General features: G+C 60.1%; 14 protein-coding genes. 4 read left to right on the top strand and 10 right to left on the bottom strand.

What is annotated here, in order from left to right; translation table 11 throughout:
- Together purM and VEZ52_RS00800 are read left to right on the top strand one after the other, a co-directional pair.
- On the top strand, window positions 1-811 hold an 811-nt coding region (gene purM / locus VEZ52_RS00805), incomplete at its 5' end, for a phosphoribosylformylglycinamidine cyclo-ligase (protein ID WP_324835120.1).
- 163 nt (window positions 812-974) lie between these two features.
- Entirely contained in the window at window positions 975-1,442 is a 468-nt protein-coding gene (locus VEZ52_RS00800; RefSeq protein WP_324835119.1) for a YccF domain-containing protein, read from the top strand.
- Between the two features lie 53 nt (window positions 1,443-1,495).
- On the opposite strand, the gene VEZ52_RS00795 is transcribed toward VEZ52_RS00800, so the two are convergent.
- Window positions 1,496-2,095 carry a helix-turn-helix domain-containing protein gene (locus tag VEZ52_RS00795; RefSeq protein WP_324835118.1) on the bottom strand — a complete coding sequence of 200 codons (600 nt, stop codon included), beginning with the start codon at window positions 2,093-2,095 and terminating at the stop codon, window positions 1,496-1,498.
- A gap of 120 nt (window positions 2,096-2,215) precedes the next feature.
- On the opposite strand from VEZ52_RS00795, the gene VEZ52_RS00790 reads away from it, so the two are divergent.
- Window positions 2,216-2,992, top strand: coding sequence for a MipA/OmpV family protein (locus tag VEZ52_RS00790; protein ID WP_324835117.1), 777 nt, complete (start codon window positions 2,216-2,218; stop codon window positions 2,990-2,992).
- 108 nt (window positions 2,993-3,100) lie between these two features.
- Here VEZ52_RS00790 and VEZ52_RS00785 read toward each other — a convergent pair whose 3' ends face one another.
- The 8 genes from VEZ52_RS00785 to VEZ52_RS00750 all read right to left on the bottom strand — a co-directional run bounded on the left by VEZ52_RS00785 (window position 3,101) and on the right by VEZ52_RS00750 (window position 9,302).
- Complete coding sequence (locus tag VEZ52_RS00785; RefSeq protein ID WP_324835116.1) at window positions 3,101-3,817, bottom strand: DUF134 domain-containing protein; 717 nt, start codon at window positions 3,815-3,817, stop codon at window positions 3,101-3,103.
- Between the two features lie 269 nt (window positions 3,818-4,086).
- Entirely contained in the window at window positions 4,087-4,452 is a 366-nt protein-coding gene (locus VEZ52_RS00780) for a hypothetical protein (RefSeq protein ID WP_324835115.1), read from the bottom strand.
- A 6-nt stretch (window positions 4,453-4,458) separates the two neighbouring features.
- A complete protein-coding gene (locus tag VEZ52_RS00775) occupies window positions 4,459-4,836 on the bottom strand; it encodes a NifB/NifX family molybdenum-iron cluster-binding protein (RefSeq protein ID WP_192112333.1) in 378 nt (125 codons plus the stop codon).
- A 12-nt stretch (window positions 4,837-4,848) separates the two neighbouring features.
- Window positions 4,849-5,772 carry an ATP-binding protein gene (locus VEZ52_RS00770; RefSeq protein WP_324835114.1) on the bottom strand — a complete coding sequence of 308 codons (924 nt, stop codon included), beginning with the start codon at window positions 5,770-5,772 and terminating at the stop codon, window positions 4,849-4,851.
- Window positions 5,765-6,670, bottom strand: a complete 906-nt coding sequence (locus tag VEZ52_RS00765; protein WP_324835113.1) for a 4Fe-4S binding protein — start codon at window positions 6,668-6,670, stop codon at window positions 5,765-5,767. The genes VEZ52_RS00770 and VEZ52_RS00765 overlap by 8 nt, the downstream gene beginning before the upstream one ends.
- 6 nt (window positions 6,671-6,676) lie before the next feature.
- The gene (locus tag VEZ52_RS00760) at window positions 6,677-7,027 is read right to left on the bottom strand and encodes a NifB/NifX family molybdenum-iron cluster-binding protein (protein ID WP_324835111.1); all 351 of its coding nucleotides are present in this window, start codon (window positions 7,025-7,027) and stop codon (window positions 6,677-6,679) included.
- Between the two features lie 143 nt (window positions 7,028-7,170).
- On the bottom strand, window positions 7,171-8,247 hold the full coding sequence (locus VEZ52_RS00755; protein ID WP_324835110.1) for a dihydrodipicolinate reductase: 1,077 nt from the start codon (window positions 8,245-8,247) through the stop codon (window positions 7,171-7,173).
- Window positions 8,248-8,348: 101 nt separating this feature from the next.
- Entirely contained in the window at window positions 8,349-9,302 is a 954-nt protein-coding gene (locus VEZ52_RS00750) for a DMT family transporter (RefSeq protein WP_324835109.1), read from the bottom strand.
- A 122-nt stretch (window positions 9,303-9,424) separates the two neighbouring features.
- Between VEZ52_RS00750 and VEZ52_RS00745 the strand changes: the two genes are divergently transcribed.
- The gene (locus VEZ52_RS00745) at window positions 9,425-10,330 is read left to right on the top strand and encodes a LysR family transcriptional regulator (RefSeq protein WP_324835108.1); all 906 of its coding nucleotides are present in this window, start codon (window positions 9,425-9,427) and stop codon (window positions 10,328-10,330) included.
- Between the two features lie 80 nt (window positions 10,331-10,410).
- Here the strand turns inward: VEZ52_RS00745 and VEZ52_RS00740 are convergent, their stop codons facing one another.
- Window positions 10,411-11,565, bottom strand: a complete 1,155-nt coding sequence (locus VEZ52_RS00740; RefSeq protein ID WP_324835107.1) for a phosphoglycerate kinase — start codon at window positions 11,563-11,565, stop codon at window positions 10,411-10,413.
- Window position 11,566 lies beyond the last annotated feature (1 nt).

Below are 11,566 nucleotides of genomic sequence, written 5' to 3'. Positions count from 1 at the left end.
TGTGGGCATCGACCTTGTGGCCATGAGTGTCAACGACATTCTGGTTCAGGGTGCCAACCCCCTGTTTTTTCTTGACTACTTTGCCACCGGCAAGCTTGACGTAGAAACCGCCCAGACCGTCATTGGCGGCGTGGCCGAGGGTTGCCGTCAGTCCGGATGCGCCCTGCTTGGCGGTGAAACCGCCGAAATGCCCGACATGTACGCGCCAGGCGAGTATGATCTTGCCGGTTTTTGCGTGGGCATTGTGGATAATACCAAGCTCATTGACGGCTCCGGCATTCAGGTGGGCGACAAGATCATCGGCATAGCCTCCTCGGGCCTGCACTCCAACGGCTTTTCCCTGGCCCGCAAGGTGCTTGACCAGAGCGGCCTTTCCCTCACCGATCCCTTCCCCGGCGGGGATGGAGCCAGCGTTGGCGATGTGCTGCTGACGCCCACCACCATCTACGTAGAAGCGGTGCGCTCCCTGCTGCGCGACATGAACGTCAAGGGCATGGCCCACATCACCGGCGGCGGTTTTTACGACAACATTCCCCGCGTACTGCCCGCCCAGGTGGAAGCGCGCATTCATTTTGGCAGCTGGCAGATGGCCCCCGTCTTCAACTGGCTCAAGGAAGCGGGCAACCTCAGCTGGCCGGAAATTCTGCAAATATTCAACGGCGGCATCGGCTATGTGCTGGTGGTTCCTGCCGATCAGGCCGAGGAAGCGATCAACCGCATCCAGGCCTTCAAGCTGCGGGCATGGTGCATAGGCGAAATAGCCCGCCGCTCCAAGGATGACGATCAGGAACAGGTCGTCATCAACTTCTAGAGCATGCTCATTATTGATCTGCTCCAGCCCGGATTATAAAGGGCCGCCCGGCATCACCGGGCGGCCCTTTCGTTTCAAACTGCTTTTCTTTTTTGCATTGCGTTGACATACTCAGCGCTCAATGGCCGCATGGATACCGCACGGCCCACTTCAGGAGGATATCATGAACAGCGCCATAAGTTGCCTTGGAAACGCCATCTGGTTTTTGTGCGGCGGCATTGTCATGGGCCTTGTGTGGTGGCTCTACGGGGTGCTCTGCTTTATTTCCATCGTAGGCATTCCCTGGGGCAGGGCATGCTTTGTCATGGGCAGTTTCGCTTTTTTCCCCTTCGGCAAAATGCCCGTTGCGCGCGATGTGCTCACCGGCAGGCAGGATGTAGGCACCGGCCCATGGGGCACGGTGGGCAACATCGTATGGCTTGTGCTGGCTGGCGTGTGGATTGCCATGGGGCATCTGGTTTCCGCCGTCATGTGCGCGGTGACCATAATCGGCATTCCTTTTGCGTGGCAGCACGTCAAACTCGCTGCGCTGGCCCTCTGCCCCATCGGCAAGACCATTGTACCCGCGCCCCTGGCCGATGCTGCCGAACGCGCAGCAGCAGAACGAGGCTTCCGCGACGGGCGCTATTAAAGTCAAAGTTGTCGCATCACAGCCTGATCAAAAATCGCGGAGCTGGCGCGGCTTCAGTCCGCAGGTTCGCACGCGAACAGCTCCGCCAGTTGCTTTGCATAAAATTTATTCATGTACTCAATGTCAATCCGGGGCGAATCCGCTCCCCGCAGCAGATTAACCACCATTGACGCCCCCATGATCTGCGCCAGTATCAGTTCTGCCCGCGTGGCAACCTGTTCACCGGGCAGCACCTCCATAATAGTCTGGCGGATGTTGTCGTACGTTTTTGCCATCACGTCCGAAACATTGGGGTCCAGCGCAGAAAGAGCCGTGATGCGAAAATCTGTGGCCCATGCGCTCTGCGCTCCGCCAGAGAGAATGCTGCCCATGGCCATACTGGTTTTTTCCATGGGCGGCACATCAGGCAGGGCCTCAAGACCTTCTGAATTCAGAATGGACGCCACTTCAAGAAAAAGATTCCTTTTTGAGCCAAAATAGCGGCTGATGAGTGCCGGGTTTACCCCGGCCGCCGCGCCGATTTCCCGTATCCCGACGTTGCCGTAGTTGGCTTTGGCAAAGAGCCTTCGCGCCGCCTGCAAAAGACGGTTTCTGGTTTCTGCGGCATTGCGTTTGCGCTGCGGGCCCGTGGCTGGTTTACGTTCAGGAGCCATTGCTATCCCCTATGGTTGCTGCGACTTGACACCGTTGGTTTCATAAGGCTACTTTTGAGTAATCAATTGATTACAGATTTTCCATGAAAAGTGCAATGGCTTTATTGCGCGGGAGGGTTCATGAAAATACGGGGATTGTCGTGTCTGGCGGCATTAACCATCCTTCTTTTGACGGCTTTTTCTGCCATTGCGGAAGAAGGCAAGACCGACAGCAACCGATGGGGATTCAACCTCGGCATTGGCGGCACTGTCTCCACCTCGGAATACAAGGGCGTGGAAAGGCTGGGCACGGCCCTGCCCTTGCTGGGATATGAAGGCGAGTATCTGTATTTGCGGGGATTGAGCGGCGGCGTGCACTTGTTCAAAAACGACTACCACGAAGTCAACGTGCAGCTTTCGTATCTGCCGCAGCATTTTTATGCCTCATGGAGCGACAATTCGGGCATGAAAAAGCTCGATGACCGATATGCCTCGGCCATGGCCGGCATCAACTACCGGCTGCGCACCGAACTTGGAGTGCTGGCAGCCACCCTTTCCACCGATGCCTTGGGCGTGAACAAGGGCGTGATGGCTGACGCCTCCTATTCCTACCCCATCCGCTTTGCCAACATGTCACTTATTCCCACGGCTGGCGTGCAGTGGACCGACGTGAACTACAACGACTATTATTACGGCGTGAGCAAGAGCGAGGCCCGAGCCAGCGGCCTGAGCAACTACTCGCCGGAATCAGCCCTCTCGCCTTATGCCGAGCTGACCTTGCGGGTCGGCCTTACAGAAAGCTGGAGCGCTTTTGTGAGTGGGAAAAGCCAGTTTTTGGGACAGGAAATAACCGACAGCCCCATGGTTGAACGCAACAACAAGTATTCGTTGAGCGGGGGCTTTCTGTACGCATTCTAGAGCAGTAGGACATTACCCTTTTTCCCGGCGGCTTGCCGCCGGGTTATCACCAAGGGCGCTTTCTGAACGGGCGAAAATGTGCGGGCCTTTGCCGCGACCTGCACGGTTCTACCGTTCAGAAGCGCAACCGCCCTGGCAAAGATGCCCGGGGCCGAAAGGAACAAGCCTGCCCGCAGCAAAGGCGTTAAGACAGTCGGCCACTGTGGGCAGATTGGCATTGTAATACACGGATATGCCCGCCTCCTGCAAAGCCCGCAGGGGCCTCATGCCCATGCCTCCCGCAAGCAACGCGCCAACACCAAGACGCAGCAGGGCCTGCACCGGCCCGGCGCAATCCCCGCCCTGATGCATGGGATTGGGCTGAACGCTGACCGCCCCGATAGAGCCGCCCTCCACCCTGGCAAGGGTATAGAACTGACATCGGCCAAAATGCGCGTTGGGCGCAGCATCCGGGCCGCCGGGGGCAATGCTCGGTACAGCCACCACCAGCCCGCCTGGCATGGCATCCCCGCTTTCCGCCCCCTCGGCAGTCGCATCCACAGCGCACACCCCGCCCTCAATGCGTAGGGCCTGCCCCTGCACAAGAGCCTGAGCCACGCTGCGGCGCGCACGCCGCAAAAGCCTGCCAAAGGTGTGCCGTGAAACACCCATGCGGGCGGCGGCGGCATCCATGTTCAGGTCTTCAAAGTCTGCCAGCCGCAGGGCTTCCAGCCCATCCAGCGACAGCACGACCTCTTCAAGTTCGTGCAGGGGAATACCGTTGGGCTTGAAACATCTGTTTTTTGGCAGGGCGCTCACGCGTCTGCAATGGCAAGGTCTTGGCATAATTTCCCAGTAATATGGTTTTATTTGAGAATAAGCCAATGCCACGCCTCGCGCAAGTGGCGCAAGCCGTGGCCGTGCCCAGCTGCCGCTCTGCGCATGACCGGGCCAAAACCGGGAGGGGTAAACCCGGTTCAGGCCCGGCCACGCTTCCCGTGGGCCGGAGGCTGCTTGCGCGCAGGCAGCGCGCCCAAGGCGCCGTGCAAACCAAGGGTACGGACAATGGTTTGCGGGAACAGTAAAGCCTGCCGCGCGTGGCGGCTATCATTTTATCAGGCCTGAAGCTCCGTCAGCAAGCGCATCACACGGCGCGCATCGTCCGCTGTGGGCGTAGTCGGCAGCGAGGCAAGAATGCCCAGACCTTCCATGACGTCATGGAAAACATCTTCCGGCATTTCGCTGACAACAACCGTATGCACCAGTGCGTTCACACGCATGATGCCGATGACATCCTGTTTCGCCTGCTGCTGTGAGGTGGCATCCAGCACCACCAGCGCCGGGGCCTGCTTTTGCACGCTGTGTTTGCAGGCATCGGCATCAGCAACCGTGGTTACGGCGCAGCCATGGTTCTCAAGCTCCGCCACAAAGGCGGCGAAAACTGCGGGCCGCCCTGTCTGCAACAGAATGGAGCGCTTCATAACGATTTAATGCCCGCCGCCGCAGGTATGCTCGGGGGTGAATTCCGTCAGTTTGCCCTGGCAAAATGCCTGCACGGCCATGCCCACGGTGGGCTGGTTGCCTGCAAAATACACGCTGATGCCCATCTGGTTGAAGCCCATGAGGGGGCGCATGCCCATGCCGCCAGCAAGAAGCGCATTGACGCCGTGGGAGGCCAGATACTGCACAGGGGCCATGCAGCCGCCCTGCTGGTGCGGGATGGATTCAAGTGTGGACTGGGCGGCAACCTGACCGTTTTCCAGTTCCACGATGGTGTAAATATCGCAATGTCCAAAATGCATACCCATACCGGAATCCATGCCGCCGGGCATTTGCGAAGGAATCGCCAGAATAGTCTTGCTCATGATGCTTTCCTTTTACAGGTGGTTTATGCCGCCTTGCCGCCCCGGTTGCGCAGCAAGAGCGCACACGCGCTCCCAGGCTGCCGCCAGGGTGTCGGCAAGGGGTTGGGTAAGGATTGAAATTTCTTCGGTCAGGGCCTGACGCCGCACCATGGCCTGCGTCACCAGCGGGCTGAAGGGCAGCTCGCCCACCACATGATGCCCGCCCTCCGCAGCCACTGCGTGTATGCGGGCGGCTTCCTCCGCGTTCAGGTCGGCCTTGTTGATAAGCACAGCCACGGGGATGCGAAAATGCGCGCACAGCTCCGCCACACGGCCAAAATCGTGCCGTCCAGAGGGGGTGGGTTCCACCACAGCTACGGCCAGAGCCGCGCCGGAAAGGGAACTGATCACAGGGCAGCCCACACCCGGCGAACCATCGCACAGCACAAGGTCTGCGCCCATCTTGGTCGCCTTGTCGCGGGCCTGACGCTTGAGCAGGGCCACAAGTCTGCCGGAATTTTCCTGCCCGGGGTCAAGCTGCGCATGCACAAAGGGGCCAAAACGGGTGTCGCTGATATACCAGGCGCCACAAGTCCGTTCTGGAAATTCCACCGCCTGCGCCGGGCAAAGTTTGTGGCACACGCCGCAGCCTTCGCAGCCCAGTTCGTCTATGGAGTACAAGCCATCCTCAAGCCGCACTGCGCCAAACCGGCACAGCTCGGCGCAACGTCCGCAGGCTGTGCACAGGTCAGGATTGATGCGGGCCGTATTGCCGGAAATAAAAACTTCCTCCTGTTGCACCTGGGGGTTCAGCAAAATGTGCATGTCCGGCACGTCCACATCCAGGTCGCAGAGAACTGCCTTTTGCCCCTGCGCATGGGCCAGTGCGGCAAATGCGACGCAGACGGTGGTTTTTCCCGTACCGCCCTTGCCGCTGATAACAACTATCTCACGCATGGCAGCCCCCCTTGGAAAACTCCCGCAGTCTGGCGGCAAGTTCTGCAAAGCGCAGCCGCCACTCCTGACCGGTTGCGCCCTGCGCTTGCGTGGGCGGCAAGCCGTGGGCATAGGCGTGTGCTGCCTCGCGCTGGAAGGGCAGTTCCGCCAGTATGGGCAGTTTTGCGCCCGCGCACCATGCGCGCAGTTCATCCTCGCAATCAGCGTTGCCTTCCATGCCCACGCGGTTCATCACCACGGCAACGGGACGCCCCAACTGCGCAAAGGCCGCGTGCGCCAGCTTGAAATCATAAAAGCCAAAGGGGGTCGGTTCCGCCACCAGCAGCACGGCATCCGCGCCGCGCGCAGCCGTCATGGCCGGGCAGCTTACACCGGGGGGAGCGTCCATGAGCACGTCAGAGTGATGCCCCGCAAGCAGTTCTGCCAGCTTGCGTTCCTGCGCGCGCAGGAGCGGCGGAGTCATGGCCTCGCCCACGCGGGTACGGCCCATGAGGAAGGGCAGTGTTTTGCCGCCAGCGGATACAGAACCCTGCAACAGTGCGCCAAGTTCCCGCTGCGCCACGCGCAGCGCCTGTTCCGGGCACACCTCAAAACAGCCGCCGCAGCCGTGGCACATATCCTGAAAATACATGGGTTTTGCGCCCATCATGGCAATGGCCCCGTAGGAACACATGGGGCGGCATGCGCCGCAGCCCGTGCATTTTTCCTCCACCAGTTCCGGCACTTCAAGATATACCGGTTCCGGCTCCGCGAGGTTCGGATGCAGCAAAAGGTGCAGGTTGGGCGCTTCCACGTCCGCATCCACAAGCAGAAGATCGCGCTCCCACTGTCCGGCAAGGCAAGCTGTTACGGTGGTCTTTCCCGCGCCGCCCTTGCCGCTGGCAATCACAATACGCATACGGGCCTACTTGTTGGGAGCCGCGGCCGGACTGACCGAGCCATCGGCAAGACAGCGCACGGCTTCGCCCACGCTGCGGTTGTCCATATCCTGATATACGTCCAGCCCAGCCGCCTTGAGGGCCGTAAAAGCCTTGGGCCCCACATAGCCGCTCATGACGGCCTGCACGCCCAGACCAGCCAGCCTCTCAGCAGTCTGGATGCCCGCGCCCTGCGCCGCCGCCTGCGATGCGCCGTTGTCCACATAATCTGCCTGCATGGTGTCCATATCCACGATCACAAATCCGCCAGCCCTGCCGAACCGTGGATCGACCTGCGATTCCAGCCCCGGCCCCTCGCTTGAAACGGCTACTTTCATGGCTACTCCCTTGCTCGTTATTTTTGCTCAAATGAGCATAATCCTGTGCGCAAAAATGTCAACACCATAAAGAATCCGCCGCACCAACTTTTGCTGATACGGCGGACATGCCGCCACATGGCGGCCCGGGGGGGATGTAGAAACTACTTGTGCACGTAATGATCCAGGGGCTTTACCCTGTAGCTGTTGACCGGCATGAGGTCGGTGGTCACATAGCCCGGCGCGGCGTTGATAAGGTCGGGTATGCGGTTGACTATGGTGGCGCAGGTCAGTTCCACTGTGGCGGGACGGGTAATGACCACCTGCGTATCCGGCTCGCCCATGAGCGTCCAGTCGTTGCGGTCAACCTCGCCGGGGGCGTAAACCTTGCCCACGCATTCGCTCTCAATGACAATGCCCTCCGCCGTTTCCGTGGTCACCACGGCAGACATGCCCGTGGCGTGCCCGGCGGGGATGGTCATGCCCAACGTTTCAGAACGCAGCTCGGCGCTGTGGGTCTGGGGCACGCACTTCTGCACCTGGCTTTTGACCGTAAGGCCCAGACGCTCCGCCAGCCAGCCGTTGACGTTCCACATATAGGAGGGCAAAAACTCGCCGCGCTCGATCAACTGCTGGCGCTCGGAGGGCGAAATTGCGTCTGCCGAGGCTATTTCCTTCTCAAAGGCGGGCAGGTCAAGCCCCGCGCCGTGAACCTTGGCAAGGGCGATGCCATAGTCTTCCACATTGTAGCTGGAGCTGCCCTTGATCTTGTTGATGGTATGCATGGCCCCGGCCAGGGTGGCTATCAGGTTGCCCCAGAACACATCCTGATAGCCGGAACCGCACACCGTGCAGCCCGTCTTTTTCGCCATGGCATCCACCTCGCAGGTGATGGCGGGCGAGGAATTCATGGGGAAGATGGCTTCCTCATTGGTGGTGATGGCGTTGACGCCGTTTCTGGCGCAGACCATGAGGGCATCCACGATGTCGCGCATGAGGCTCATGGTGGTGATGATGCAGGCATCGGGCTTGAGCGCTGCCAGTACCTTGTCGGCCTCGTCAGCGTGGTGCACGACAACGCCCCGCTCCGGCCCGCCAATGATGGCACTGATATCCCGACCGATCACTGCTGGGTTGACGTCAAAGGCAGCTACAATTTCCGCGCCTTTTTCGTACACGTATCGCATGGAATACTTGGACATCTTTCCGCAACCATACTGGGCAATCCGCAATTTGCTCATGAGTTTCCTCCTGGTTTGGAATGCGCACAACCTGAAATACGCTTTCAGTTCCACCATACGCGCCGCTTGTGAAAAAACAAGCATGTCACGGATTGAAAAAATTAGCGCTTTGGCAGCCGCACGCCCAAGGCCACGGCAAGGCCCGTCACAATGGCAGCAGCACCCGCCACATCGGCTGGCAGGATGGGCACGCCCAGCAACAGCGCCGAAAGGGCCAGCCCGCTCAGAGGATTGAGCATGTTATAGGCAGCCGCCGTGGACGCCCCTTGCGTGCGGATGAGCAGCAGCCACAGGGCCATGCCCAGCAAACTCACCACAGCAAGCCAGCCAAGCGCCAGCAGGGCCGGAATGGAGACCGCAAGAGGTGTCACGCTGCTCTGCATGGCCGCAGGGGCAAAACAGAGCATGGCGCAGACTGACATCCAGAAATTGACGGGCAGCAGCGGCATGTTGCTGTACCTGCCGCGAAAGAGCACCGCCCCTACGGAAAATGCCACAGTTGCCCCGGCGGCCAGCAGCAGGCCCTGCACGGCACCGCCATCAAGTTCGCCCACGCCCACCATGAGCACAATGCCTGCCAGCGACAGGCCAAAGCCCAGCAGCTTTGACGCGCTGAACGATTCCAGCCCGCGTGCAACGCCAAGCATAAGAGTGACAAAGGGCGAGCAGGACACAATGACCACAACCCAGGGAGGCGATACCAGTTGCAGGGCCGAGAAACTCAGCCCCAGATAGGCCACATTGTTCAGCAGGCCGAGCACAAATCCAGCCCGCAACGCCCTGCCCGCCTGCGGCCCCCACAGGCTTTTGCCGCATAAGAGGCCCAGCACAAAAACGGTGCCCACAAAGCGGTAAAACAGGCTTACGAATGGCCCCATTTCCGTCACCGCAATTTTACCCGCCACAAAGGCCGAGCTCCAGATAATGCTGAAGCACACGCCCACAGCCACGTGCCGCCAGTTCAGACGCTTTTGGGCCGAATTTGCCGCGCTTCCCTTAACCAATTTAGGATCAGGCACTTCCAGAGGCCTTTTCACTCTTGCTGATTTTTCCATTTTTCACCCCTACCCCTTGCAGCAATATGATTGCGTCCACAGTAGGCGGGGGCTTGATAATTTGTAAAATTTATTTTTATCATGAACAAATCAGTTCATCTTATTTTAAGGCGGTCGCAGTTATGGAATTCCCGGCAGACACGCGCAGTATTACCCTTGAGCATATGCGGGCTTTTATTGCCGTGGCCCGCAGCCGCAGCTTTCAGAAAGCTGGGGAGCAGCTCTGCCGCAGCCAGTCGGCGGTGACGCAGTCTGTCAAAAGGCTGGAGGCGCACCTCAACTGCACACTGGTGGAGCGTGGCAACGGACACACCTTTGGTTTGACCACGGCGGGGCAACGCATCTTGCCCGAACTGGAGGATACGCTACTGCGCTTTGACGCGGTCTTGCGCGCAGCCCTACAACCTGAATTGCGGGGGCGCATCACGGTGGGTATCCCGCCAAGTTTCAGCACGGTGGAATTGCAGGCAGCCGTGGCCCGCCTGCTGGCCCTGAACTCTGACCTTCAGATCGGTGTTATTTCGGCCATGTCTGCGGATATTGACCGCATGCTGGCGGACGGCAGCCTGGACGTGGCCCTGATCAACCAATACCGCTTTGACAGCAGCCACGCACCCGAGGGCATATTCGAGGTCTTGGCCCAGCAGCCCCTGCACTGGGCCAGCGGCATGCACATTGCGCTTGCGCCAACCACGCCGGTGCCGCTGGCCACCTACAGCGAGGGCAGCCCCTGGCGCGCCGCCACGCTGGAAGCCCTCGCTGCCGCAGGCAGAAGCTATGATTTTGCCTATGTGAGCGCCTCATATGAGAGCCTGTGCAGTTCGGTGCTGGCGGGTTTTGGCATAACCGCCCTGCCCGACTGGGATATGGACGGACGTTTTGTCATCCTTGACGGCACGTTCGGTCTGCCGCCCCTGCCGCAGGTGCGCACAGTGCTTAAAACCGCCGCGTCCAGCGCGGTGCTGCGGCAGTTTTGCGATTTCATCATGCAATTGCCGTTTTTTAAAAACCTGCGCCCTCAAGCCTGAGCGCCGAACGCAAAAAGCCCCCGAATCCTGAGATCCGGAGGCCTGAATCAGCTATGAGCTCCGCCGCAGAGCGGCATGTACTAGCCTCTGTCTTCCAGCGCCGCCACCGAAGGCAACACCTTGCCTTCCAGCAGTTCCAGCGATGCGCCGCCGCCGGTGGAGATATAGCCCATCTTTTCGGACAGGCCGTACTTTTCCACCGCAGCCACGGAATCGCCGCCGCCCACCACCACAAAGGCCTTGGAATCAGCAAGATAGTGCGCCAGTTCCTTGGTGCCTTCGCCAAAGGGATCAGTTTCAAACGCGCCCACAGGGCCGTTCCACACCACGGTGGCAACCTTGGACAGCAGCTTTTTGTACTGCGCAATCGTGTCGCGGCCAACGTCCAGAATCATCTGGTCGGCGGGCACGTCGCCCACGGCGCGGGTGGTAGCCGCCTGACCGGGGGCCAGTTCCTCTGCGGTCACAACATCCACGGGCAGGGGCAGTATCCTGTTCAGATTCTTGGCCTGCTCCATGATGCGCCGGGCGTCCGTCACCAGATCTTCCTCGTACAGGGACTTGCCGACCATATACCCGGCAGCCGCAAGAAAGGTATTGGCAATGCCGCCGCCCACAATGAGCACGTCCACTTTTTCCAGCAGGTTTTCCAGCAGGGCCAGCTTGGTGGACACCTTGGAACCGCCGATGATGGCAGCCAGCGGGCGGGCGGGATTGTTCAGCACCTTGGCAAAGGCATCCAGCTCCGCCTGAAGCAGCGGCCCGGCGCAGGCAACCTTGGCAACGCGCACCGCGCCCTCGGTGGAGGCATGCGCGCGGTGGGCCGCCCCAAAGGCGTCCATCACATATACATCACCCAGGGCGGCAAATTGCGCGGCCAGGGCGGGGTCGTTCTTTTTCTCGCCCTTGAGAAAACGCACGTTCTCAAGCAGGGTCACCGCACCGGGGGCAGCCTTGGCTTCTTCCAGCGTGGCGGCAAGGGCCACGGGTTTGCCCAGCAGCTCGGAGAGACGGGCGGCAACAGGCTTGAGGGAGAACTGCTCTTCATACTGCCCTTCCGTCGGGCGGCCCAGATGCGAAAGCAGCACCACGCCTGCGCCTTTTTCAAGGGCCGTGGTAATGGTGGGCAACGAAGCGCGGATGCGCTTGTCGTTGGATACCTGTCCGTCCTTCATGGGCACGTTCAGGTCTTCGCGAATCACAACGGTTTTGCCGGTCAGGTCCAGATCCTGCATT

It is taken from the genome of Desulfovibrio sp., from assembly GCF_035644575.1.
Classification (GTDB): domain Bacteria; phylum Desulfobacterota; class Desulfovibrionia; order Desulfovibrionales; family Desulfovibrionaceae; genus Desulfovibrio.
This window is presented reverse-complemented; position numbering and strand designations above follow the sequence as displayed.